Here is a 23470-nt window from a genome sequence, read left to right as displayed (position 1 = left end):
ATCCGGCGTTCGTTGCTTTCGACGTCCAGGAGGGGTCGATCCGAATGAGTAATCCCGTATCGGGCGAACGAATCGCGGTCCGCCCTCCTACGGGTGGTGACGATCCGAACAAGATCGCCATGCTCGGCCTTACGTTCGACGATGTGCTGTTGCTACCGGCCGCTTCGGATCTCATCCCCAGCTCGGTGGAGACCTCCAGCCAGCTGACCCGCGAGATTCGGCTGCGCACCCCGCTGTGCAGTTCCGCGATGGATACCGTCACCGAGGCGCGGATGGCCATCTCCATGGCGCGCGCCGGTGGCATGGGTGTGCTGCACCGCAACCTGGCCGTCGCCGATCAGGCCGCGCAGGTCGAGACGGTGAAGCGGTCCGAGGCGGGCATGGTCACCGATCCGGTGACCTGTCGTCCCACCGACACCCTGGCCGAGGTCGACGCCATGTGTGCGCGCTTCCGCATCTCCGGTCTGCCCGTGGTGGACGAGACCGGCGCGCTTGTGGGCATTATCACCAACCGCGATATGCGCTTCGAGGTGGATCAGAACCGCCGGGTCGCCGATGTGATGACCAAGGCGCCGCTGATCACCGCGCAGGAGGGCGTTACCGCCGAGGCCGCGCTCGGCCTGCTGCGCCGCCACAAGATCGAGAAGCTGCCGATCGTCGACGGTAACGGCCGCCTGCGCGGACTCATCACCGTCAAGGACTTCGTCAAGACCGATCAGTACCCGAACGCCACCAAGGACCGTGACGGCCGCCTGCTCGTCGGCGCCGCGATCGGCGTCGGCGAGGACTCCTGGTCGCGCGCGATGACCCTGTCCGACGCCGGGGTGGACGTGCTCATTGTCGATACCGCGCACGGCCACCAGGCCGGTGTGCTGCAGATGGTGACCAAGGTCAAGGCCGAGGTCGGCGATCGCATCCAGATCGTCGGCGGCAATGTGGCCACCCGGGCCGGTGCGGCCGCGCTGGTCGAGGCGGGCGCGGATGCGGTGAAGGTCGGTGTCGGGCCCGGCTCCATCTGCACCACCCGCGTGGTCGCCGGTGTCGGCGCGCCGCAGATCACCGCGATCCTCGAGGCCGTGGCCGCGTGCAAGCCGCACGGCGTTCCGGTGATCGCCGACGGTGGCATCCAGTTCTCCGGCGATATCGCCAAGGCCATCGCAGCGGGCGCGTCCACGGTGATGCTCGGCTCGCTGCTGGCCGGTACCGCCGAATCGCCGGGTGAGCTGATCCTCGTGGGCGGCAAGCAGTTCAAGAGCTACCGCGGTATGGGTTCGCTCGGCGCCATGCAGGGCCGGGGCCAGGCCAAGTCCTACTCCAAGGACCGCTACTTCCAGGACGACGTGCTCGCCGAGGACAAGCTGGTGCCCGAGGGCATCGAGGGCCGCGTGCCGTTCCGCGGACCGGTCAACCAGGTGATCCACCAGCTCGTCGGCGGGTTGCGGGCGGCCATGGGCTACACCGGGTCGCAGTCCATCGCCGATCTGCAGGAGGCGCAGTTCGTGCAGATCACGGCGGCGGGGCTCAAGGAGAGCCACCCGCACGACATCACCATGACCGTCGAGGCGCCCAACTACACTGGTCGCGGCTAGCCTGCTCGACGGGTTGTGTACTGGACGGAATGGTCCGGGCATGATTGACCTTGTTCGCGGTCATCGAAATACATAGCGGCCTCGCGAGGCGAAGGGGCAGGATCACGAGTCCTGACCTGCCGCCCGGAGGTAGTCGCCTGTTCGCGATCGACGATTCGATATGCGACCACGACGGAGCGAGTCTTACGAGCGACCGTTCGCGGCCCGTATCGCTTCCGAGCCGTCGAAGCGCAGGCGCGAGTCTCGACGGCTCGGACGCGAGACCAAAGGGGGCCGCGAACACGCAGCGCCGCAGGCGTTGCAAATCAAACACAGCCGTGAACACGCCGCGCCAGTGCGGCCAAAATAAAGGAGAAGACGCGTGCGCGACATGGTCGAGATCGGCATGGGCCGGACCGCCCGGCGTACCTATGAACTGGACGACGTCGATATCGTCCCGTCGCGGCGGACCCGTTCGTCGAAGCAGGTATCGCTGGCGTGGCAGCTGGACGCCTACCGGTTCGAGATCCCGTTCCTCGCGCACCCGACCGACGCGCTGGTCTCGCCGGAGTTCGCCATCGAACTCGGCAGGCTCGGCGGACTCGGTGTCATCAATGGTGAGGGGCTGTGGGCCCGGCACGCCGATGTCGCCGCGAAGATCGATCAGCTGCTCGAGCTGGTCGCCAAGGGCGGGTACGAGCGTGCCGTCGGACTGTTGCAGGAGCTGCACGCCGCGCCGATGCAGCCGGATCTGCTGGCCGCCGCGGTCGCGCAGGTGCGCGCCGCCGGTGTCACGGTTGCGGTGCGGGTCAGCCCGCAGAACGCACGTGCGCTGACCCCCGCGCTGGTGCAGGCCGGTATCGACCTGCTCGTGGTGCACGGCACCATCATCTCCGCCGAACACGTCGGCGACGGTGAGCCATTGAACCTCAAGACCTTCATCGCCGAACTCGACGTGCCGGTGGTCGCCGGTGGTGTCAGCGATCACAAGACCGCGCTGCATCTGATGCGCACCGGCGCCGCGGGCGTGATCGTCGGCTACGGCTCCTACCCGGGCGCGACCACCACCGGCGAGGTGCTCGGCATCGGGGTTCCGATGGCGACCGCGATCGCCGACGCCGCCGCCGCGCGCCGCGACTACCTGGACGAGACCGGTGGACGCTATGTGCACGTGATCGCCGACGGTGATATCGCGACCTCGGGCCAGCTGGCCAAGGCCATTGCCTGTGGCGCCGATGCGGCCATGCTCGGCGTGCCGCTGGCCTTGGCCGCCGAGGCGCCCGGTCGCGGCTGGTTCTGGCCGTCCTCGGCCGCGCATCCGTCGGTGCCGCGCGGTTCGCTGCTGCACGTGGAGGATCCGTGGGATCTGGGCGGCGAGCTGTCCGGTGATACCGGCGAAACCGTGCGCCCGAGTCTGGAGCGGGTGCTCTTCGGGCCCTCCGACGATCCGTTCGGCTCGCTGAATCTCGTTGGCGGCCTACGCCGTTCGATGGCCAAGGCGGGCTACTCCGACCTCAAGGAGTTCCAGCGGGTCGGGCTGAGTGTGCGCGCCTGACCACACCGTTTTCGCCCAGCACGCGCTGGGGCGGCGTTCAGCGGACGCGGGTCGGCGCGGTGTGTTCGCGCAGGAACTGCCGGATGACGGCGTTGACCGGTTCGGGGTGCGTCATCGTGACGGCTAGGCGTGCGCCCGCGATTTCGACGTAGGTGGATACGGTCAGCCCCTTGGCCAGTTGTTTGGCGCGGTCGCGGGCGATGCCGCTGTCGGTGGCGTGAATCACCAAGGCGGGGCAGGTGATTTCGGATAAGCGGTCCAACACCGAATCGCGGCCGAGCAGACAGCCCGCGGCGACTTCGATGCCGCGGCGGTCGCGGACCAGCCAGCGTTTGGTCCAGATCGAGCGGTACCAATCGTCATCGCCGATCAGCCAGTGCGCGAGTTGTTCGACGGCCTCCTGCCGGGAGCCGTCGTCGTACCACTCGTCCAGGAATTTCTGGGTCGCAGTGGACTGTTCAGGTGTCGGGCCGTGCGCCTCGGTGCTGATCAAGATCAGCGCGGAAACCCGCTCGGGTGCGATGAGCGCGGTGCGCAGCGCGGTGAACCCCCCTTGCGCGGTACCGCCGAACACCGCGCGCTCGGCGCCGAGATGGTCCAGCACGGTGAGGGCATCGCGCGCGGCGGTCCAGTAGGTGAACGGCAGCCCCGAGTCCCTGGTGCGGCCATGTCCGCGCGCATCCCAGGACACGATCCGGAATTCCGGTGCGAGCGCGGCCATCTGCGACGCGAACATCGTTCGGTCCATGAAGAATTCGTGTGCTAGTAAGACCACCGGACCGTCGCCGCCACTGTCCTCGTAATGGATGTCGGCGTCTATCGCACGGGCGAAGGGCACGGCATGAGGATAACCAGCGGTGCGGGGGTGCGCGGGACGATTCAGCCCCTCACTAAACTGGGTGCGTGGCAGAAACCCAGAGACCGGTCCTCGTCGTCGACTTCGGCGCACAATACGCCCAGCTGATCGCCCGGCGGGTCCGTGAATCGAGTGTGTTCTCGGAGGTGATCCCGCATACCACCACGGTGGACGAGATCGCCGAGAAGCAGCCGCTCGCGGTGATTCTGTCCGGCGGACCGTCCAGTGTGTACGCCGAGGGCGCGCCGCAATTGGATGCGCGGTTGTTCGATCTGGGCATTCCGGTATTCGGCATCTGCTACGGATTCCAGGCCATGGCGCAGGCGCTCGGCGGCACTGTCGCGCACACCGGCACCCGCGAATACGGCCGCACCGAGCTCAGCATCGACGGCGGTGTGCTGCACGGCGGCCTGCCGACCAAACAGCCGGTGTGGATGAGCCACGGCGACGCGGTCACCGATGCGCCCGAGGGCTTCGAGGTCACCGGTACCAGCGCGGGTGCGCCGGTCGCCGCGTTCGAGGATCGGGCCCGCAAGCTGGCCGGTGTGCAGTACCACCCCGAGGTGCTGCACTCGCCGCACGGCCAGCAGGTGCTCAGCCGCTTTCTGCACGACCTCGCCGGAATCCCGGCCACCTGGACCCCGGCCAATATCGCCGATTCGCTGATCGCCGCGGTGCGCGAGCAGGTCGGCGACGGTCATGCGATCTGCGGGCTGTCGGGCGGTGTGGACAGCGCGGTCGCCGCCGCGCTCGTGCAGCGTGCCATTGGTGACCGGCTGACCTGCGTGTTCGTCGATCACGGCCTGTTGCGCGCCGGGGAGCGCGAGCAGGTGCAGCAGGACTTCGTCGCCGCGACCGGCGCCAAACTGGTGACCGTCGACGCGGTGGACAAATTCCTCGGTGAGCTGAAGGGCGTCACCGATCCGGAGGAGAAGCGCAAGATCATCGGGCGGGAGTTCATCCGGTCGTTCGAGGATGCGGTCTCCGAGGTCGTCGCCGCCGACGGCGCGGCATCGGATTCCGGTCCGGCCGTGGAATTCCTCGTGCAGGGCACCCTGTACCCGGATGTCGTCGAGTCCGGCGGCGGCTCGGGCACCGCGAATATCAAGAGCCACCACAATGTCGGCGGTCTGCCCGACGATCTGGAGTTCGAACTCGTCGAGCCGCTGCGACTGTTGTTCAAGGACGAGGTGCGCGCGGTGGGCCGCGAACTCGGGCTGCCCGAGGAAATCGTTGCCCGCCAGCCGTTCCCGGGCCCCGGCCTGGCCATCCGCATTGTCGGCGAGGTCACCGAGGACCGGCTGGACACGCTGCGGCAGGCCGATGCCATCGCGCGCGAAGAGCTGACCGCCGCCGGTCTGGACCGCCAGATCTGGCAGTGCCCGGTGGTGTTGCTCGCGGATGTCCGCAGTGTCGGCGTACAGGGTGACGGCCGCACCTACGGTCACCCGATCGTGCTGCGCCCGGTCTCCAGCGAGGACGCCATGACCGCGGACTGGACCCGTCTGCCCTATGACGTCCTCGAGCGGATCTCCACCCGCATCACCAATGAGGTGGCGGAGGTCAACCGGGTGGTCCTCGACGTGACGAGCAAGCCGCCGGGCACCATCGAATGGGAGTGACACGCGATCAGGGCTGATCGAGGCGGTTTCGGGAGTACCGTCAGCCGGGAAGACCAGTTCCCAGGGGGTCCGGATGGCAGCGAAGAAGCCGCTCTGCACAGTCAACGCGGTCGTCGAGGCCCCGTGCGGGGTGGTGGCCGCGCTGCTCACCGGGGTCAGTGCGGGTCCGGTCGGTCCGGACAATGCCTTCTTCCTCGCCGACGGTCCGGATCCCGCGATGCGGTTGCGCGGTGGCCCGAACGAATTCCGGGCCGCGATCGCGGGTGATCCCAATGGGATTCGGGTCGAGGTGGATCGGGCGCAGGCCATGCTCGCGGTGGAGGGGCAGTGGTGGTTTCGCGCCGAATGCCGAGTGTTGCCGCATCCGAAGGGATCTCGGATGATCCAGCAGGTGTTCAATGTCGCCACCACCGGGCGGTGGATGGTGCCGATGATCGCGCGTGGTGTCGAGGGGAAGCAGCGGCAGAGCATGCAGCGGTTGCTGGATCGGATCAGCGAACATCTCAGCTGCTCGGCCTATTTGGAGTAGGAGTGTCGCTGGTGGCGTGCCGCGCAGTGCTATTCGACGTGGTCGGTCCGAGTCGGCTGGATGTGCCGCCGAGAACGAATTGCCCGAGTAGTAGACCGCCGCCGAGGTAGCTGCGGCTCGGTGTCAGTGGCATGAACCGGCCCAGCGGAATTCCCAGGTGGTCGGTCGGTTGGTCGTCGATGTCGAACTGTTCCATGGGCATTGGCGTTCTCCTGCGCCGGAAAGAAAATGGCCCGTCGTGGAGGCGGGCCATTGGTGTCGGTTCATTCGGTTGTCGATCAGTGCGGTTTGCGTGGGGAGATGACCAGCAGGATGCCGACCACGATGGCGGCGATCACGACGACCCAGCCGAGCGAGATGACGCCGCTGGCGGTCGTGGTCGGGCCGGTGAAGGCCCAGATGCTGACACCGAGGGCGAGCAGGCCGACGATCAGCAGCGAGACCGACGGTCCACGCTTGGTCGCGTTGTTATCGGTTGGGTCAGCCACGGTGCACCTCCACATTGCCGGTCCGGACATGGACTTTCAGGTCGAGCATCGGTGTGCCGTCGGCGTGCGGGCCGGTGATCCCGGTGGGGCAGTGGACATCTCCCAGATTGACGGTGCAGTCGGTACGCACCGCCATCCCCTCGGGCAGCAGGATCTTGGCATCGCCGAGCTGGACCGCGACCTCGACGGTCCGGCTCTCGGTCAGTTTCAGCGACCGCAGATCCAAAACGCCACTCCCTACGGTCAACTCGTACCTCGGGGCCAGGTCGGCCATCGAGGTCGGCGTCCAAGTGCGATCGCCGATGGTGGCGCTGTCGAATTCGATGGGGCCGATCATCGAGGCCAGCACCACGAATCCGGCGAGCGGCGCGGTCAGTACCAGCAGGCCGTAGCCGCGGCGCAGGAACGCGCCGACCACCAGACCTAGGCCGATCACCGCCAGCGCCACCGCGCCGATGCGCCCGGGTGTCATCCAGTCCTCGCCCGAGGCGGCCAGTGCGCCCGCACCCGCGGCGGCCAGAATGGCCAGGCCGAGCACCACCGCGGTCAGTCGGGAGCGGGGACGCTTGGGCGGGGGTGCGACGACGGTGGCGGTCGGAGTGGGTTCGGGGAGGTCCCAGGCGAGGGGGGCGACGCCGAGCGGGTCCCAGGAGGGTGGGGTTACGGTGGCCGGCGTCGGTTTCGCGAGGGCCGCGACCGGGGGTCGGGATGCGCTTGTGCCGGAGCCGGATGCGGATTTCGACGAGCCGCCGCCGGTACTCGCGGTGGGGGTGTCGGTGTTGCTCGCGCTCGGCGTGGCGGCAGCCTTATCGAGAGACGGGCTGGCTCCCGGCGCGTTGGACGTCGTGCCCGGTGCTGTAGCCGCGGCGGTTCCGATCGGTGTCGTGCCGTTGTCGGGCTGGGTGGTCTCGATGCCGCCGCGGGACATGGTTTCCGCGTCGCCCTTATCGAGCAACACCGTGTCCTTGGTCAGCGGCACCGTCTCGGCATCAGCTGGCGGAGCGCCCGCATCGGTCGGCGTGCTGCCCTTTTCGATCAGTTCGGTTTCGGCGTCGTCTTTATCGGCGTCGTGCAACAGAACCGTGTCCGGATCTGCCTGCTGCGCCGGTGCCTCCTGGACCGGATTGTCCGGAACATAGGCGTCCGGCAACTTCGTGTACGGGGTGTACATGCTGGTCGGCGGGACATCGGGGGAGTAGAAATCGCCGGGAACCGTGCGCTGCGGAAATACGGCACCGGGATAGCCGGTCGCGGTGAGACTGCCATCGAAGGCGCCGAGCGCACTGGTGCCGGGCGGCGGCTGCGGATTGCGCATATGCAGCATCCACCAGCCGGCCAGCATCAGCGCCATGCTGATCAGGCCCGAGCCCGCGAGTCCGACGCCGACCGGTCCCATGGTGCTGACCGCGATGGCGAGCGCCACGATCAAGACGATGGTCTTGGTCTGCGACTGCGAGCTGTGCCCCTTGCCGAGCAGCGACTCGGCCGCGGACGACTGATCACCCGTCTCGCTCAGCAGCAGCCAGGCGAGCAGGTACAACACGATGCCCGCACCGCCGAAGATCGTCGACACCACCAGCGCGACCCGGATGAGCACCGGATCGATGCTGTACCGCTGCCCGAATCCGGCCGCGACGCCGGCGATCGGACCTTGCCGCGGCAACCGGACGGGCCGCGTCTGCCACATCTGGTGAAGCTGATCGCCGAAGGTCGTTTTCGTCATATTTCCCATGGTGGTGCTGACCAGCACTTCGGCGCATCGGGGGGAACCCTGAGAAAATCTCTGATCTCTTTGGACCAAGCGGTCTGTTGTTCAGTCGCAGGGTGGGCGGTGGGGGAGATGTCTGGGCCAGACGTCGGGGGTCATCAGGCCATGGGTGGCACGGCAGACCGGTCGGCCGCACTGCTCGTTCAGGTCGCAGATTCGCAATCCGCTGTCCTTGCCGACGCCGACCAGGTAGCCGCCGATCGGGGTGAATTCGATGCTCCAGTAAACGTCGTCAACAGCCAGTGTGATCGAGTCTCCGATCCGGCTCGGACGGTGGCGGTCAAGCGGTCCCCGATCCTGGCGCCGATAGGACATCAGCCACGGGCAGGGGCAGGCGGTGTCGTCCTCGGCGATCACGGTGGTACCGCGGACGGGCCTGGTACGGGTCGAGCGGCGATGCGATACCGCATCGCCGCTCGAGGCTTGGCGGGTTACAGGAAGATTCGGTCTCCTGTTACCACGTCGGCGGCGGTGACGTCGGGCGATTCTCCCGTCAGGGTCACGTAGGACTGGATGGTGAGTGGTCCGCCGCAGTTCTTCACGATCAGGTGGTAGTCGTGGCTGACCAGGTACCCGGTGCCGCCGTGCGTCAGGTCCTTCGTGCCCACCTCGATCGGCTTGATCTCGCCGGGCGCGATCGACATGTCGAGGCTGACCCCGGCGTAGATCTTCGGGCCGATGCTGGCATCGAAGTTCGGTGACATCGAGTCTTCGCCGCCGCTGACACCGATGCTGAACCCGGCGTCGAAGCCGATTCCGGCCTGGATGCCGATGGTGAGATCGACGTTCACGGCGCAGGCGACGAGGTAGCCCACCTTCATGGTGCCTGTCGCATTCGCGGGAATCGTGCCGTAGAAGGTGTTGTCCAGGAAAACCTCCCGGTTGGTCGGCATGCCGTTGAGCGGGGGTACCGGCCGGAATTGCTCGTCCATGTGGCCGACGGTCATCTCGAATCTCGCTGGGCCCGAATAGTTCTTCTCATGCGGTGCCATTCCCTGTGCGTTGGCGATCGGTGCACCCGCCAGGGCGACCCCGACCAAGGTGGCGGCGGTGACCAGTACCGACTTGATGTTCATGGTTCCTCCCCGAACCTGTGCTCCGCCCCCTGCGGAGCGAGTGCCGCCGTCTCCGGCGGCGGTGTTGAGTGGGCCGGTTTCCGACCCGGAAGAAACGTATGACGCGGGGCTGTGCGCTGCCTAAGACATTGATCGGTGTTCGATCTGAAAAGCGCTGGTAGACATGTCCAGCGGCAGTTATCCGGTCCGGCGGTGCACGGGTCGGCGGCGGATCCGTCGGTGATCCGCTCCGGGCGTCGCCAGATGCCTGAGCTCGATATAAGAACGGCAGTTCAGCATGGCTTTCTTGTCCGGACCGGACAGGAATCGGCGGCCCGCGCATGATCACCACGTCTGAGAACGCCGTAGCGTTCTGCTGATATCGGACAAACGGGAGAAATAAGTGTCACGCACCAGGTTCGCCGTAAGCGTTTGCGTCGCTACGGCATTGGCGGGTACCGCCTTCACCAGCGCGCCAGCATCCGCTGATGTGCTCCCCAACCTGACCGGCCCCGCGGTTCCCGCGATCGCCGACCTCAACGGCGACGGCTACACCGACGTCGTGTTCAGCGATTTCGTGCTCGGGTTCGGAGTGTCGGTTTTCCTGGGACGGCCCGACGGAGGCTTCCAGCCCGCCGTCCGCTACGCCACCGGCGGCCAGGCGGACTACGTCGCCATCGCGGACTTCGACCACGACGGCAAACTCGATATGGCCGTCACCAACTTCACCACGAGCGACGTCTCCATACTGATGGGCAACGGCGACGGCACTTTCGTCAAGGCCGTCAACTATGCGACGGACCTGGCCCCCGGGGCGGTCGTCGTCGGCGACTTCGACCACGACGGCAACCCCGACTTGGCCACCTCCAACCAGGCTCCGTCCTGGTCGGTGCTCCTGGGCAACGGCGATGGCACTTTCCGCGCGGCATACACCCTCTCCAGCAACCTGGGCGTCGGCTCCGGGTCCGCCGACGTCGCGGACTTCGATGGGGATGGCAATCTCGACCTGCTGCGCGGCAACTACGTCAACAGCACCATCCAGATCTACCGCGGCCATGGTGACGGCACCTTCGCCGCGCCGACCACGTTCAGCGAGGGTGCCCTGACCGCCTGGTACGGCATGACGCGCGACATCAACGCCGACGGCAAGCCGGACATCCTCTTCTCCAACCTGGTCGCAGGCACCGTATCCACGCTGTTCAACAATGGTGACGGCACCTTCGGCGCGCTCCGGGCATATCAAACCGGCGGTCTGCTCCCGCAGTGCTTCGACCTCGCCGACCTCAACGGCGACGGTCTGCTCGACATGGTGGTTGCCAATGGCGGCACCTCCAGCATCAGCGTGCTGCTCGGGACCGGCAACGGCACCTTCGGTCCGCCGCACACATACCCCTCCCGCGGGCTCGTTCCCCTGTCCACCCCGATTCTCGCCGACTTCAATGGCGACGGAAAGATCGACACGGTCATCGGCAACACCGGCACGGGGAACATCACCCTGCGCTACGGCAACGGTGACGGCACCTTCGGCCCCGCCATCGACTACTCGGCCTGATCGACCGCTACGGGTTCCCTGTCACCGATAGATCAGGGTGATTCCTGATGGTCGGTGGCGGTGGGCCGTGCCAGTATCGAAGACATGTACCCGTCCACGCCCGCGTTCGATGCTGCCCGAGGGGACGACCCTCGCAGTGCCGCGTGGGGCGCTGGGCCGGGTCCGGGTGTCGCGCCCGGGTTTGCCCCGGGGTCCGGGCGCGGCTTCGGCCCCGCGCCGGTGCTGTTGTACACCGAGCCGCCGTACCCCAGAATGGTGCGGCGCTCGGGTGGCCGGATCGTCGGCGGTGTGGCCGGTGGTATCGCCGATCACCTCGGGCTCGACGTCTTCAAGGTGCGGATAGCGTTCGTCTTGCTGTCCGCGCTGGCCGGGGCGGGGATCGTCGCCTACGGGATGCTGTGGATCTTCACCCCGGGCGGCCACGATGCGGTGAAGCCGACCGGTCGGGAGCGCCGTCAGGCGATCGGGCTGGCACTGCTCGGCATCGGGCTCGCGGTCGGGGTGTCGTGGTTGCTGAGCGGAACCGCGGCGAAGGTGATCGTCCCGATCGTCGTGGTTGCGGTCGGTGCGGCGCTGGTGTGGCGCGAGTACGACACCGACGGCCCGCGATCGCTACTCGGACTGCCCGCGCGCCCCTCGGTGGTGACCTGGTCGCGCATCGTCGCCGGTATCACGATGATCGTGCTCGGGCTCAGTGTGGTGGTGCTGGCCAGGATCGATCTGAGCTCACTCGGTTCCGCGCTGCTCGCGGTGGCGGTCACCTTGATCGGCGCCGGTCTGTTGACGGTGCCGCTGTGGCTGCGCATGATGCGGGCGCTGAATGCCGAGCGCTCCGCCCGCATCCGCAATGAGGAACGTGAGGAAATCGCGTCGCACCTGCATGATTCGGTGCTGCAGACGCTGGCGCTGATCCAGCGTCAGGCCGACGATCCGCAAGAGGTGGTCCGGCTGGCGCGCAGTCAGGAACGGGAACTGCGCCGCTGGCTCTTCGAGGATTCCGGTCCCGCACAGTCGAGCCTGGCCGCCGCGCTGCGCACGATCGCGGGCGAAGTGGAGGACCACCACGGCGTGAAGGTGACCCCGGTGACCGTCGGCGATGTGACGATGGATGGTGACGACAGCGGATCCGGGCTGCCGAAGGAGCATTTCACCGCATTGCTCGGCGCGAGCCGGGAGGCGCTGGTGAATGCCGCCAAACACGCGGGCGTCCCGGAGATCGATCTGTTCGCCGAGGCGGAACCGCATCAGGTGAGCGTCTTCGTGCGCGATCGCGGGGCCGGATTCGATATCGCGGCGGTGCCGCAGGATCGGCAGGGTGTCGCGAAATCCATCCGCGCCAGGATCGAGCGGCGCGGCGGTTCGGTGGAGATTCTTTCCACGCCGGGCCGGGGCACCGAGGTCCGGATCATCATGCCGCGCACCGATTCCGGTGATCAGGATCGGACCGACGAGGCGCAGGTGTCGGTCGGCGACGAACAGCGTCACGGGGTACGACAGACGGTTCGCGACGGTCGATGATCGCGGCCGTCGAACGGCGCTGCGTGCGGCCGCGGCGCGGGTTCCCGGATCTGTCGTGAGCCGATGCTGTCGCATCGGTGGAATTCGGGACCGGCGGCGACTCGGATATCCGGGTGCTGCCGATTCCGGTCCGATTGGCGGGCAGCGCATTCGAGGAATCGCATTCGGTCGCTGCGGTGGCGCGGCTGTGGGAAGTGACCCGGATGACGACAGACGCGATGGCAGTTGTGGTACCGATGAAGTGCGGACGGCCTGCGGGCGGTCCGTGCGTCAGGGTGGTCGATCCACCGAGGATGAGGAGAAGTAGGTGACCGTGCGGGTCTTTCTCGTCGATGATCACGCCGTATTCCGCTCGGGTGTGCGGGCGGAGCTGAGCCGGGAAACCGATATGGAGGTGGTCGGGGAGGCCGGTGGCGTGGCCGAGGCGGTCGCCGGGATCAATGCGGCGCGGCCGGATGTGGTGCTGCTCGATGTGCATATGCCCGACGGTGGTGGGGTCGCGGTGCTATCCGGTATCGATGACGGTCCGGTGTGCTTGGCGCTGAGCGTCTCCGATGCCGCCGAGGATGTGATCGCGGTGATCCGGGCGGGCGCGCGCGGCTATGTCACCAAGACCATCTCGGGATCCGAACTGGCCGACGGCATTCGGCGGGTTGCCGGTGGCGATGCGGTATTCAGCCCGCGCCTGGCCGGATTCGTGCTGGACTCGTTCACCGGAAAGTCACCGGTGCCGGAGCCGCCGCTGGATCCCGAACTGGACTCGCTCACCCCGCGCGAACTGGAGGTGCTGCGCCTGCTCGCCCGCGGCTATACCTACCGGGAAATCGCCGAAAACCTCTACATCTCGGTGAAAACCGTGGAAACCCACGCCTCCAACGTCCTGCGCAAAACCCAACAGTCCAACCGCAACGCCCTGACCCGCTGGGCCCACCGCCGTCGCATCGACTGAACCATTCCGCAGTCCAGCCTCTCGGACAAGCGATCACCATGTGCTCACGCAGGTCAACGTCGAGTGCGCACCTGCATTAGCGCATTTCGCGGCTGGCACCCGGTCGGCGCGCCGGATTACCTCGCGCAGCTGGGGCCGCGGTTCTGCCAGTTGCACGGGTTCTCGTGCGGCGTGGCGTGAAGTCGGGCGGCAGTTGAGGAGCTGCGGCGCAGCGGGTTCCGGGCGCGGCCGTAGTGGCGATCGTTGGGTAGGGCAGCGGTTACATCATGGCGATGATGACGGCGATGATGAGGACCAGGCCGATCAGGAGTCCGATGGCGATGGCCAGGGGGGCGTTGCTCGGTTCTTTTGGCTTGGGGCGTTGGGGGGTGGGCGCGGTGGGGCCTGGGGTGTTGCGGTGGGGGCGGGGGAGGGGGGTCGAGTGGGGGCTGCGGAGGCCCGAGGCTGAATTGCGGGCGGCCCAGGCTGGGATGGTGCCGTCTTCGGTACGTACGGGGGCGCCGAGGATGTAGGGGCCGGTGCCGGGACCGAATGCGGCGGTGAGGATTTCGTCGCGCGCCTCGGCCATTGTCGGCCTGCGCTGCGGTGCCGGTTCCATCATGTGCAGCAGCGCATTGGTGAGCATGCCGCTGCGGCTGGGCGGGATGATCTGGGCCATGGCCGCGCGATGGACCACGGCGTCGGTGTCATCGTCCATACCGAACGGCGGTTGCCCCTCGATCGCGGTGTACAGCGTCGCGCCGAGGGAGAACACATCGCTCGCCGTGGTCGGCTGCGCGCCTCGCGCCACCTCGGGGGGGAGGTAGGCGGGGGTGCCGGTGATCACGCCGTCCGGTTCATCGGAATTGTCGGTCGCACCGCGGGAGATGCCGAAGTCGCTGAGCTTGGCCATGCCGACGCCGGGTCCGCGGTCGGCGACGAGAATATTGCCCGGCTTGATATCGCGGTGCACGATGCCCGCGGCGTGCGCGGCCGCCAACGCGTCGGCGACCTGCGCCCCGATCTGCGCGACCTCGATCGGCGACAGGGTGTCCACCAGCGCCAATGCCCTTGCAACACTGCGTGATGGCAGATGCTCCATCACCAGCCACGGCTCGCCCGCCTCCAGCACCACGTCGTACACCGCGATGGCGTGCTCATGCGAGAGCTTGGCCGCGACCCGGCCCTCGTGCATGATCCGATTGCGGATCTCGGTGGCCTCGGCCTCGGGGAGTCCGGCGGTGGAGAGTACCTGCTTGATCGCGACATCCCGGTTGAGCAGACGATCGTGTGCGAGCCAGACCGCACCCATGCCACCGCCACCCAGCTTCGACTGCAGACGGTAGCGGCCGGCAACCAGATAATCGGGGCCGACTATGGGACGAGCGCGTTCGGTCACGGGTGCAGGGTATCGGAAAATGGGGTTAACCGGCCTGATTCGAGACCGACACCCTATTGCGCCAGTAGCCGATCCGGGTGCATGCCGTCCACCATGCCGATGAAGGGCGGGTGGATGCTGTAGCCGAGCATGCGCCGGATTTCCGGCGATACCGCGCGCACCGTATCGCGACTCGTCGAGAGGGTGAACGCCTCCTGTGTGCGCAACCACGGTTCGCAGTACTGCGCGGTGGCCGCCAGGCGTGCGCGCGCCGAGCGGTTCGCGCCGCCGCCGTGCCAGAGGGTGCCGAGGAAGAAGACGCACGATCCGGCGGACATGACGCCGGGCACGCGCACGTCGTCCTGCTGCGGTGTCCGACCGTCCGGCCAGCGGTGGCTGCCCGGGATCAGCACGGTCGCACCGTTCTCGGCGGTGAATTCATCGATCGCCCAGACAGTGGCCGCCGACAATGCCTTTCGCGGCCGCGGCACCGGGTAGAAGCCGTCGTCGGGATGCAGGAGTTGGGCATTCTCGCCGGGGGCGATATTGATGATCTGCAACTGTGACAGCAGGTAATTGGGCAGTAGGAGTCGATCCAGCAGAGCGAGTACGCGGGGATGGTCGACCAGCCGATCGACCATGCGAGTCTTGCCGAGCACGCTGTAGAGCCGCTGAGTGCAGTGTCCCTCGAAGGCATTTCGCCCGTTCGGGCCCAGGAGGGGCAGCAGTTCGGCCCGCAGGGCGGCACACTGCGCCGGGTCGAGCAGTCCCTCGAGGATGACGTAGCCGTCACGGTCGAGGGCGGCGAGGTCGGCGTCCACCTGTGCGGCGGGGACATCGCGCGGCGCGTGCACCGCGCGATGGGTGCGGGACAGGTCGCCGGCCAGATCCTCGAGTCGTCCGACCTCGGGCTGGATATTGCTCATCGTTGTTCTTCCCTTCCCGCACCGGTTGCTCCGGCCACGAATTCCCACACTTGATCGGCGACGACGGCACGGTCCGGTCGAGGGCTGCGGGTGAGCGCCACCGCAACGGCCATATGCACGCCGCCGAGGACGGCCGCGACGAGCAACTCCGGGTCGCGATCGGCGGGCACCGCGCCTTGGCGCTGGCCCTGAGCCATATTCCGGATGCCGACCTCGATCGCCTGCTGTAGTCGCTGGCGTTCCACACCCGCCGCTTCGGCATCGCCGAAGCGGCCGAGTGCGACGGGGGCGAGCGGATCGTCATAGAGGAAGTTCACCCAGGCCACGACGCGCGCGTGTTCGCGTTCGCGCCAATCCTTTCCGGCGAACTCCGCATAGGTGACCGTCTCGCCGAGGCGGTCGTAGAAGTCGGTGATGACGGCGGTGAGCAGGCCGCTGCGTGAGCCGAAGTATCGGTAGGGCAGCCCGACGCTGACCCCGGCGCGGCGGGCGACGGCCGCCACCTCGAGTTCCCCGGTTTCGCTCAGCTCCGCATGCGCCGCCTCCAGCAGTCGTCTGCGTGCGGTCGCCCCGCGTCGGGACAGTCCTTGGTCGCTCATGACTCCGCCTCGCTGGCGCTCGGCTCCGTCATGACCGACCTGTCGGCTGTGCCGATGTTCGCTCGCTGCGCTCGCTCATGACTCCGCCTCGCTGGCGCTCGGCTCCGTCATGACCGACCTGTCGGCTGTGCCGATGTTCGCTCGCTGCGCTCGCTCATGACTCCGCCTCGCTGGCGCTCGGCTCCGTCATGACCGACCTGTCGGCTGTGCCGATGTTCGCTCGCTCATATCCTCGATAGTAAGTTGAGTTCAACTCAAAAACAACGGCATCATTGCGAAGTAGTCGGGGTCGGTGCGCGGACTTGACGGAAATCGGGGGTGGGTTTCTACTGGGCGGGTATCGAACGTATATTCGATACCGATCGATAGCTGGATCGGTGCTGACTTCTTATTCGTGAGGGTTCGCTCCGTGTGCTTCGCCTCGGGTCCATCGTGGAAGTAGGTGGTTGTGATGGGTTCGGATGAGGATTCAGGGGCGGGGAGACGGCGGGACGGTATGCCGCCGAGGGATAGACCGACATTGGATGAGCTGCGCCGACGGATGGCGGCGATACCCGGACGCGGGGAAGCTGCGGCCGAGCGGATGCCTCGTGCCGTCGAATTGCGCCGGGAAGCGCTGGCCGTGCCGCCCGCTCTTGCCGATCTGTTGCCCGAAGGCGGTCTGGTCAAGGGTTCGGTCGTGGCCTACTCGGGTGCGAATTCACTGCTGGTCGGGCTGCTGGCCGCGGTGACCGAGGGCGGCGGACATGCCGCGGTGGTCGGGATGCCCCGGCTCGGGCTGCTCGCCGCGGTCGAGATGGGTGCGCAGCTGCAACGCCTCGCCGTCGTCGCCGATCCCGGCCCGGATCCGGTGGAGGTGGCCGCGGTATTGCTCGACGGTCTCGATCTGGTGGTGCTCGGTCTCGGCGGCGCCGCCGTCGCCGCGTCGCGCACCCGTGTCATCGCCGCCCGCGCCCGCAGCAAGGGCGCCACCCTGGTGGTCACCGACGGTCGCTGGCCCAATCCGTCGCTGCGTCTGGACACCCGCGTCGCCGGATACGGCGGCCTCGGCGCTGGTCGCGGTCGGCTCCGCTCGGTGCGCCTGGAGGTCGCGGTCCGCGGCAAGGCGGGCCCGCCGTGCCACGGCCGAATCGAACTGCGGCCCAATGCGAGTCGCGTGGAGTGGGTGTCGCTGGAAACGGTCGCATCGGTGCCCGAGGAAACGGTCGAGGCGCGCGGTGCGGCCTCATGAAGAGGTGAGATCCGATGCGTGCGGTGCGGCACCGTGATTCGGATGGATGCGCGATGTCGATCGGCATCGGCGGGGTGCTCGCGGGAGCGGGGCGGTGATTCGGCCGAGTCGGGTGTGCGGTGGTGCGCGGGTGCTGGCGCTGTGGTGTCAGGACTGGGGGGCGGTTACGGCGGCGGCGGTGGCGCGGGTGCCCGCGACGCGGCCGGTGGCGGTGCTGTTCGGCAATAAGGTGGTGGAGTGTTCGGCCATTGCCAGGGCCGAGGGGGTGCGGTGCGGGCTGACCAGGCGGGAGGCGCAGTCGCGATGTCCGAATGTGTATGTCGAGCAGGCGGATCCGGATCGGGATGCGCGGCTGTTCGAGCCGGTGGTCGCGGCCATCGATGCGACGGTGCCGGGGGTGGAGGTGTTGCGTCCGGGGCTGCTCGTGCTCGGTGCACGGGGTGCGGCCCGGTATTTCGGGTCCGAGGAGGCGGCGGCCGAGCGGCTCGTCGACGCGGCGGCCGCAGTGGGGGTGGAGGCGCAGATCGGCATTGCCGATGAGCTGTCGACGGCGGTGATCGCGGCGCGGTTCGCCGCGATCGTGCCGGCCGGCGCGGGTGCGCGGTTCCTGGCGCCGCTATCGGTGCGTGAACTCGCGCTCGAACCAAGCCTGGCCGCACCGGAGCGCATGGATCTGGTGGATCTGTTGCACCGCTTGGGGTTGCGGCGGATCGGTGATTTCGCGGCGCTGACCTCGACCGAGGTCACCTCGCGCTTCGGCGCGGATGCCGTGTTGGCGCACCGCTGCGCCAGGGCCGTGCCGGAGCGCCCGCCGTCCGCGCGCCGTCCGCCGCCGGATCTGGCGGTGCAGTACCGCTGTGATCCGCCGATCGATCGGGTCGATGCCGCCGCCTTCGCCGGCCGCATGCTCGCCACTCAACTGCACGAGGCGCTGTCGCGTGCCTCGATGGCGTGCACCCGGTTGTCCGTATCAGCGGAAACCGAGGCGGGTGAACAGCTTTCGCGCATCTGGCGGTGCGCGGAACCGCTGACTCCGGAGGGCACCGCGGATCGGGTGCGCTGGCAGCTGGACGGCTGGCTCACCCGCCGCGACCGCCCCACGGCACCGATCACCCTGCTGCGCCTGGAACCCGTCGAAGTCGTTGCGGCGGGCGCACTTCAGCTCGGCCTGTGGGGCGGCGTGGGCGAGGAGGACGAGCGGGCCCGTCGCGCCCTGATCCGGGTGCAGGGCCTGCTCGGCGGCGAGGCGGTCCGGGTCGGCGTGCTCAGCGGCGGACGCGGACCCGTCGAACGCATCACCATGGTCGCGCTCGGCGACGAGCCGGTTCCGGCCGCCGACCCGGCCCTGCCCTGGCCCGGCCGCCTGCCCCGCCCCGCGCCCACGGTGATCCTGGTGAACCGCCCGGTGGTGTATCTGGAGGCCGCCGACGGAGCCCCGGTGCAGGTCACCGACCGCGGCCTGTTCACCGCCGATCCGGCCCTGCTGCGCTGGGGCAGCAAACAATGGCAACTCGCGGGCTGGGCGGGTCCGTGGCCGGTGGACGAACACTGGTGGATGCCGGAATCCGATACCCTCTCCGCCGGAATCGCCGCCCGCATCCAGGCGCAGCTCGCCGGTGAACCGGCCGATGTGCGCGTGCTACTGCTCATCTATAACGATCGAACATGGCGTGCTGAGGGGCTTTACGACTAATGGCGCGCAGATGCGTTGCGCAGCTGGCTGTTACAGATGGCACCGGGTACGGCTGGCTTCGGTTCAGCCCAGAAACCAGCAGGTCGCCGCCCCGGCCCGACCGCCGATCGGGCGCGCAGGTCGGTGCGGTGACAGCCTGTTACGGGCGCGACCACACCAAAGCGAGTGTGAACGGATGTCCGCGCAGCTCGGCCCATTTCGGCTTGGCCGCGATCCACGCGTCATCCACCAGCGCCTCGGCCATCTCGGTAAGCACCCATCCGGCCGCCAATGCCGCCGATATCTGCTCGCTGATCAAGTGCAGATGTGTACTGATCGCCACCGGTTCGCCCGCCTCGGGCGTGTAGTGCGTCGGCATACCGGTCACCATCATGAATTGCGGGTGATAGCTGACCGTGACGCAGTTGCCGCCCGGCTCGGTCAGCCGCCATGCCTCGGCGTAGTAGGGCGCGAGGTCGTCCAAATGCTCATCGATCAGCGAGGAGATCACCAAATCATATGCGCCACCAGCTAATCCGGTAGCGCGTACATCGGCCTCGGTGAGCGTGGTGTGCGCCCCGCGCTCGCGGGCCCGCGCGAGCATCCCCGCACTCACGTCGACGCCATCGATCCGCCGAATTCCCCGCTCCCGCAACCAAGCTCCGGTGCGCCCGGTCCCGCAGCCGAGATCGGCGGCGCGCCGCACCCCGCTCCAGTCCGGGTGTCGCAGCCGATCCAGCAGTGCGAGATCCATCTCGTCCATGACGGTCTGCTCATACGTCGGCGCCCACCCGTCATATCCCGCGGCGACATCAACGGTGCGATAGTTGCGGCGATCGAAGTCCGCGAAGGAGGGCATGTCCGCAGTATCACCGTGAGCCACCGGCATCCGCCAGGCGATTTTCGGTGAGGTACTCGGTGATCGCGAGACGGTTGGGACTGGTGGGGCGGATGGGGAGTGATGCGCGCGACAAGTCCGGGGTGGTCGCATGACAACGCCGGTAACCTCGGAAATCGTGGATCTCACGGTGACCAGGGCTGCGTTCGACGGCGTGCAGATCGCCTATCGGGATTCCGCGGTCGGCGCTGGCACGCCGGTCGTGTTGGTGCACGGCATGGGCGGGGACGGGCATACCTGGGATCGGTTCGCGCACGCATTGGTGCGGTCCGGGCGGCGGGTCATCGTTCCCGATCTGCGCGGACACGGGCGTAGCGCGCATACCGAGTCGTATCTGTTCGCCGAATTCGGCGCCGACGTGCTGAACCTGTGTGAGCGGCTCGGCTTGGATTCGGTCGATCTGGTCGGGCATTCGCTGGGTGGTTACGCGGTCTCCTGCGTCGCGCAGGAGCGGCCCGAGCTGGTGCGTCGGCTGGTCATCGAGGAGTGTCCGATGCCGCTGCGCTCGGGCGACGAAGAGGTGAAGCTGACCCGTCGCTTCCCGACGATTCCGGAACTCTGGCACGCCACCACCAGCCTGATCCGGCACCCGCGTGCGGTGCTGGCCTTCGATCGCTCGATGACGCGGACCGCGCTCGAGCAGTTCCGCAAACCGAATCCGGAGTGGTGGGATCGGCTCTCCGATATCACCGCGCCCACCCTGGTGCTGCGCGGTGGCCCCGGCGGCATGGTCGATCCGGAAAAGCTGGCGATCCTGCGCACTGCCGTCCCGAACTGCGCGGTGGCCGCCTTCAGCTGCGGTCACAGCATTCACCGCGACCGCTACCGCGAATTCGAGGCCACCGTGCTGCCATTCCTCGCCGTGAACTGAGCCAACCCGCCCTTCCGACTCCTGCCGCGCCGGCAATCGACGTGGATTTCGCCGTGCAAGCCGCGGTCTCGGGGCGACGGATTCTAGAGTGAAGCGGTGTCCGCGCTAGACCGTCCGGTTCTGTTCTTCGCTGACGAGCAGTCGTTCCGCGATTGGCTCGTCGACAACCACGCCTCGGTGGACGGGGTCTGGCTGCGCTTCGCCGACGGACAGACGCTGGGCTGATGACCGGATTCGAAGGAATGCTCTGTTCGGCGGCGGCCGCGGTCGATGTGCCCCTGCCCGGCACGGCAACTCGGGTGACGGGGTGGTTGTGCGTCGAGCAGCCGGGTGCGTGGGGCCGGGATGTGATCGGTGACGAGGTGCTCGGCCCGGAGATCACCGCCGAACTCGCTGCCCGCACGTCCGCGGCGAAGGTGCGCCTGACGCTGATCCGGCGATCCGGCCGCAGCGAATTCACCGGCACCCGAACGGTTTTGTTCGCCAATTCGCGTGCACAGGGCTCTTGGTGCGAACGCTTCGAGATCACCGACCTGAAGCAGTTGCTCGAGCTGGACCTGCAACTGTTGAACGGACCGTCGCCGGGAATCGGTGCGCCCGTGCGTGATCCGTTGGTCCTGGTCTGCGCGCACGGGAAACGCGATCAATGCTGTGCGCTGTTCGGCCGTCCGATCGCCGCGAATCTGGCCGCGGACTATCCGGGCCAGGTCTGGGAGTGCTCGCACACCGGCGGCCATCGGTTCGCTCCGGCCATGGTGCTGCTGCCCTCCGGTCTGACCTATGGCCGCGTCGATACCACGGCCGCCATCGCGGCGGTCGAGGCCGCGCGCCGCGGCATGGTCTCACTGCCCGGTCTGCGCGGTCGCAGCGGGCATGGGCCGGTCGAACAGGCCGCCGAAATCGCGGTACGCGAACAGGTTTCGGCGGGCGTCGATGATCTTACCGTGGTACTCGAAACCGACTCCGCCGCAATCGATCCCGCCATCACCGGGGTCACGGTAGTAACCCATCGCGACGGTCGCCGCTGGCGGGTGACTGTTCGTACCGTCGGATTGCCTCCGCGCCAGGCTAGTTGCGGTGCCGCGCCGAAACCGGTCACCGCGGTCGTGGCCGACCGGATCCAGCCCTTATCCACAGGCTGACCGCGCGGTCGACACCGTGCGGGTATGTGAACGGCCCGGGCGCGCCAGGACATGCCTGCCAGTCCCGGAAGCTGCCTCGTCTCCGGCTGAGAACGACGAACGGGACATGGCCGCGGCGGCGAAAACCAGTGCGGCCATATCCCGTTCGCGGCGACCTTTATCGCCCCCTGCGGGATGAAGGTCGCGAGATCACCAGTGGGTGCCGGGGACCCAGCGGGCGGCGCGGCGCAGTGCGGTGCCGGTAACCCGGCGGGCCGTCGACTGGTGGCGCGGTTCCCGCCGGGTCGGGGATTGCGCGGGTTCGTCGTCCGCGGCATCCACCTGCTCGCCCTTGGCGGCGGGTGAATCGGGCAGGGCGCGGTAGTAGCGGTGCAGGATGCGGTCGCGAATCCTCGGGGTGAGCAGCGCGCCGTATTCGGCAAAGGTGCCCAGCGGTACGTCGATGCGCTTGGGACGTTCGGTCAGCGCGCGCACAATGGTGGCCGCCGCCCATTCGGGCGATTCCGACGGTCCCTGATCACCGCTCGGCGCGATCATCGGGGTGCGCACCAGCGGCATGTGGATGGTGGTGAAGGTGACGCCGTCGGCCATGGTTTCGACCGCGGCGACCTCGGTGAACTTATCCAGCGCCGCCTTGCTCGCGAGATAGGCGGCGAAGCGCGGGGTGGCCACCTGCACGCCCGCACTGCTGATATTGACGATGTGGCCGAACTCGCGCTCGCGCATCTGCGGCAGCAGCGCCAGTGTCAATCGCAGTGCGCCGAAGTAATTGACCGCCATGGTGCGTTCGAAATCGTGCAGCCGGTCGGTGGAGCGGTGGATGGCGCGGCGGATGGAGCGCCCCGCATTGTTCACCAGCATGTCGACGTGGCCGTGTTCGTCCAGGATGGTCTTGACGGTGTGGTCGACGGAATCGGAATCGGTTACGTCGCATTGGTATCCGTAGGCGGTGCCACCCTCGGCCCGGATCTCCTCGACCACGGCCGTGAGTTCGTCGGCGCGCCGGGCGAGCAGGAAGACGATGGCGCCCTTATCCGCGACGGCCAGCGCGGCGGCCCGGCCGATGCCGGAGGACGCGCCGGTGATGAGCACATGCCGCCCCGTGAGGTCGCGGTTGCGGCGGTTGCGCCGGATCTGCCCGCGCAGGTCGGCGTCGTCAGCGGAAGCTCGGGTCATCGCTGCTCCTTTGCAGGTCGAGTGGGCATGAACTTACTCTGAAGTAAGTTTACCTGCCAAGTGCGGTTCGTCACGTCGAGCGTTCGGATCGAGGGCGCGCCGAGGTGTTCGAACCGCCCTCGAATCTATCGAACATAT

Annotated in this window: 23 protein-coding genes; 12 read left to right on the top strand and 11 right to left on the bottom strand. The window is 67.9% G+C overall.

The window, feature by feature from the left end; translation table 11 throughout:
- Positions 1-44 precede the first annotated feature (44 nt).
- On the top strand, positions 45-1589 hold the full coding sequence (gene guaB / locus ACQP2D_RS38680) for an IMP dehydrogenase (RefSeq protein WP_433680863.1): 1545 nt from the start codon (positions 45-47) through the stop codon (positions 1587-1589).
- Between the two features lie 361 nt (positions 1590-1950).
- Positions 1951-3123, top strand: coding sequence for a GuaB3 family IMP dehydrogenase-related protein (locus tag ACQP2D_RS38675; protein WP_355185396.1), 1173 nt, complete (start codon positions 1951-1953; stop codon positions 3121-3123).
- A 37-nt stretch (positions 3124-3160) separates the two neighbouring features.
- Here the strand turns inward: ACQP2D_RS38675 and ACQP2D_RS38670 are convergent, their stop codons facing one another.
- Positions 3161-3961, bottom strand: coding sequence for an alpha/beta fold hydrolase (locus ACQP2D_RS38670; RefSeq protein WP_433680862.1), 801 nt, complete (start codon positions 3959-3961; stop codon positions 3161-3163).
- A 65-nt stretch (positions 3962-4026) separates the two neighbouring features.
- Between ACQP2D_RS38670 and guaA the strand changes: the two genes are divergently transcribed.
- Positions 4027-5601 carry a glutamine-hydrolyzing GMP synthase gene (gene guaA, locus ACQP2D_RS38665; protein ID WP_433680861.1) on the top strand — a complete coding sequence of 525 codons (1575 nt, stop codon included), beginning with the start codon at positions 4027-4029 and terminating at the stop codon, positions 5599-5601.
- 73 nt (positions 5602-5674) lie between these two features.
- The gene (locus tag ACQP2D_RS38660) at positions 5675-6130 is read left to right on the top strand and encodes a hypothetical protein (protein WP_433680860.1); all 456 of its coding nucleotides are present in this window, start codon (positions 5675-5677) and stop codon (positions 6128-6130) included.
- Here ACQP2D_RS38660 and ACQP2D_RS38655 read toward each other — a convergent pair.
- The 5 genes from ACQP2D_RS38655 to ACQP2D_RS38635 all read right to left on the bottom strand — a co-directional run bounded on the left by ACQP2D_RS38655 (position 6105) and on the right by ACQP2D_RS38635 (position 9462).
- Complete coding sequence (locus ACQP2D_RS38655; protein ID WP_433680859.1) at positions 6105-6332, bottom strand: hypothetical protein; 228 nt, start codon at positions 6330-6332, stop codon at positions 6105-6107. The two genes, ACQP2D_RS38660 and ACQP2D_RS38655, sit on opposite strands and share 26 nt — an antisense overlap.
- Positions 6333-6408: 76 nt before the next feature.
- A complete protein-coding gene (locus ACQP2D_RS38650; protein WP_433680858.1) occupies positions 6409-6618 on the bottom strand; it encodes a hypothetical protein in 210 nt (69 codons plus the stop codon).
- Positions 6611-8341, bottom strand: a complete 1731-nt coding sequence (locus ACQP2D_RS38645; protein ID WP_433680857.1) for a PspC domain-containing protein — start codon at positions 8339-8341, stop codon at positions 6611-6613. Before ACQP2D_RS38645 ends, ACQP2D_RS38650 begins: the two co-directional genes overlap by 8 nt.
- Positions 8342-8431: 90 nt before the next feature.
- Positions 8432-8743, bottom strand: coding sequence for a hypothetical protein (locus tag ACQP2D_RS38640; RefSeq protein WP_433680856.1), 312 nt, complete (start codon positions 8741-8743; stop codon positions 8432-8434).
- Between the two features lie 74 nt (positions 8744-8817).
- On the bottom strand, positions 8818-9462 hold the full coding sequence (locus ACQP2D_RS38635; RefSeq protein ID WP_433680855.1) for an MspA family porin: 645 nt from the start codon (positions 9460-9462) through the stop codon (positions 8818-8820).
- Between the two features lie 382 nt (positions 9463-9844).
- Between ACQP2D_RS38635 and ACQP2D_RS38630 the strand changes: the two genes are divergently transcribed.
- The 3 genes from ACQP2D_RS38630 (at position 9845) to ACQP2D_RS38620 (ending at position 13460) form a co-directional block, all read left to right on the top strand.
- Complete coding sequence (locus ACQP2D_RS38630) at positions 9845-10993, top strand: FG-GAP repeat domain-containing protein (protein ID WP_433680854.1); 1149 nt, start codon at positions 9845-9847, stop codon at positions 10991-10993.
- 252 nt (positions 10994-11245) lie between these two features.
- A complete protein-coding gene (locus ACQP2D_RS38625; RefSeq protein WP_433685893.1) occupies positions 11246-12511 on the top strand; it encodes an ATP-binding protein in 1266 nt (421 codons plus the stop codon).
- A 313-nt stretch (positions 12512-12824) separates the two neighbouring features.
- On the top strand, positions 12825-13460 hold the full coding sequence (locus ACQP2D_RS38620) for a response regulator transcription factor (protein ID WP_354951859.1): 636 nt from the start codon (positions 12825-12827) through the stop codon (positions 13458-13460).
- 259 nt (positions 13461-13719) lie between these two features.
- Here ACQP2D_RS38620 and ACQP2D_RS38615 read toward each other — a convergent pair whose 3' ends face one another.
- Genes ACQP2D_RS38615 through ACQP2D_RS38605 form a run of 3 tightly spaced genes read right to left on the bottom strand, consistent with a single transcriptional unit; the run spans position 13720 to position 16342 of the window.
- Positions 13720-14838, bottom strand: coding sequence for a serine/threonine-protein kinase (locus ACQP2D_RS38615; RefSeq protein WP_433680853.1), 1119 nt, complete (start codon positions 14836-14838; stop codon positions 13720-13722).
- A 53-nt stretch (positions 14839-14891) separates the two neighbouring features.
- Positions 14892-15743 (bottom strand): phytanoyl-CoA dioxygenase family protein, encoded by an 852-nt coding sequence (locus ACQP2D_RS38610; RefSeq protein ID WP_433680852.1) that lies wholly within the window; start codon positions 15741-15743, stop codon positions 14892-14894.
- Positions 15740-16342: a TetR/AcrR family transcriptional regulator gene (locus ACQP2D_RS38605; protein WP_433680851.1), complete on the bottom strand. Its 603-nt coding sequence runs from the start codon at positions 16340-16342 to the stop codon at positions 15740-15742. The genes ACQP2D_RS38610 and ACQP2D_RS38605 overlap by 4 nt, the downstream gene beginning before the upstream one ends.
- Before the next feature lie 496 nt (positions 16343-16838).
- On the opposite strand from ACQP2D_RS38605, the gene ACQP2D_RS38600 reads away from it, so the two are divergent.
- Positions 16839-17573: a hypothetical protein gene (locus tag ACQP2D_RS38600; RefSeq protein WP_433680850.1), complete on the top strand. Its 735-nt coding sequence runs from the start codon at positions 16839-16841 to the stop codon at positions 17571-17573.
- A gap of 94 nt (positions 17574-17667) precedes the next feature.
- The gene (locus ACQP2D_RS38595) at positions 17668-19266 is read left to right on the top strand and encodes a DNA polymerase Y family protein (RefSeq protein WP_433680849.1); all 1599 of its coding nucleotides are present in this window, start codon (positions 17668-17670) and stop codon (positions 19264-19266) included.
- Between the two features lie 139 nt (positions 19267-19405).
- On the opposite strand, the gene ACQP2D_RS38590 is transcribed toward ACQP2D_RS38595, so the two are convergent.
- On the bottom strand, positions 19406-20104 hold the full coding sequence (locus tag ACQP2D_RS38590; protein ID WP_433680848.1) for a class I SAM-dependent DNA methyltransferase: 699 nt from the start codon (positions 20102-20104) through the stop codon (positions 19406-19408).
- Between the two features lie 130 nt (positions 20105-20234).
- Here ACQP2D_RS38590 and ACQP2D_RS38585 point away from each other — a divergent pair, with 130 nt between their 5' ends.
- From ACQP2D_RS38585 to ACQP2D_RS38575, 3 genes are all read left to right on the top strand, one after another.
- Positions 20235-21014 carry an alpha/beta fold hydrolase gene (locus ACQP2D_RS38585; protein WP_433680847.1) on the top strand — a complete coding sequence of 260 codons (780 nt, stop codon included), beginning with the start codon at positions 20235-20237 and terminating at the stop codon, positions 21012-21014.
- 96 nt (positions 21015-21110) lie between these two features.
- Entirely contained in the window at positions 21111-21239 is a 129-nt protein-coding gene (locus ACQP2D_RS38580; protein ID WP_433680846.1) for a hypothetical protein, read from the top strand.
- The gene (locus ACQP2D_RS38575; RefSeq protein WP_433680845.1) at positions 21239-22156 is read left to right on the top strand and encodes a sucrase ferredoxin; all 918 of its coding nucleotides are present in this window, start codon (positions 21239-21241) and stop codon (positions 22154-22156) included. The genes ACQP2D_RS38580 and ACQP2D_RS38575 overlap by 1 nt, the downstream gene beginning before the upstream one ends.
- Before the next feature lie 189 nt (positions 22157-22345).
- On the opposite strand, the gene ACQP2D_RS38570 is transcribed toward ACQP2D_RS38575, so the two are convergent.
- On the bottom strand, positions 22346-23332 hold the full coding sequence (locus ACQP2D_RS38570; protein WP_433680844.1) for an SDR family NAD(P)-dependent oxidoreductase: 987 nt from the start codon (positions 23330-23332) through the stop codon (positions 22346-22348).
- Positions 23333-23470: the final 138 nt, after the last annotated feature.

Origin of the sequence: Nocardia sp. CA-119907 (genome assembly GCF_050955995.1) — a bacterium.
In the GTDB taxonomy this organism is placed as follows: Bacteria; Actinomycetota; Actinomycetes; order Mycobacteriales; family Mycobacteriaceae; genus Nocardia.
The sequence above is the reverse complement of the archived record's forward strand: the minus strand, read 5'-3'. Positions and strand labels throughout refer to the sequence as shown.

Coding starts and splice junctions, on each gene's coding strand:
- ACQP2D_RS38575 (WP_433680845.1), top strand. CDS start 21,239: ATGACCGGATTCGAAGGAATGCTCTGTTCGGCGGCGGCCGCGGTCGAT.
- ACQP2D_RS38610 (WP_433680852.1), bottom strand. CDS start 15,743: ATGAGCAATATCCAGCCCGAGGTCGGACGACTCGAGGATCTGGCCGGC.
- ACQP2D_RS38590 (WP_433680848.1), bottom strand. CDS start 20,104: ATGCCCTCCTTCGCGGACTTCGATCGCCGCAACTATCGCACCGTTGAT.
- guaB (WP_433680863.1), top strand. CDS start 45: ATGAGTAATCCCGTATCGGGCGAACGAATCGCGGTCCGCCCTCCTACG.
- ACQP2D_RS38660 (WP_433680860.1), top strand. CDS start 5,675: ATGGCAGCGAAGAAGCCGCTCTGCACAGTCAACGCGGTCGTCGAGGCC.
- ACQP2D_RS38655 (WP_433680859.1), bottom strand. CDS start 6,332: ATGCCCATGGAACAGTTCGACATCGACGACCAACCGACCGACCACCTG.
- ACQP2D_RS38645 (WP_433680857.1), bottom strand. CDS start 8,341: ATGACGAAAACGACCTTCGGCGATCAGCTTCACCAGATGTGGCAGACG.
- ACQP2D_RS38570 (WP_433680844.1), bottom strand. CDS start 23,332: ATGACCCGAGCTTCCGCTGACGACGCCGACCTGCGCGGGCAGATCCGG.
- ACQP2D_RS38625 (WP_433685893.1), top strand. CDS start 11,246: ATGGTGCGGCGCTCGGGTGGCCGGATCGTCGGCGGTGTGGCCGGTGGT.
- ACQP2D_RS38585 (WP_433680847.1), top strand. CDS start 20,235: ATGACAACGCCGGTAACCTCGGAAATCGTGGATCTCACGGTGACCAGG.
- ACQP2D_RS38635 (WP_433680855.1), bottom strand. CDS start 9,462: ATGAACATCAAGTCGGTACTGGTCACCGCCGCCACCTTGGTCGGGGTC.
- ACQP2D_RS38600 (WP_433680850.1), top strand. CDS start 16,839: ATGCCGCCGAGGGATAGACCGACATTGGATGAGCTGCGCCGACGGATG.
- ACQP2D_RS38605 (WP_433680851.1), bottom strand. CDS start 16,342: ATGAGCGACCAAGGACTGTCCCGACGCGGGGCGACCGCACGCAGACGA.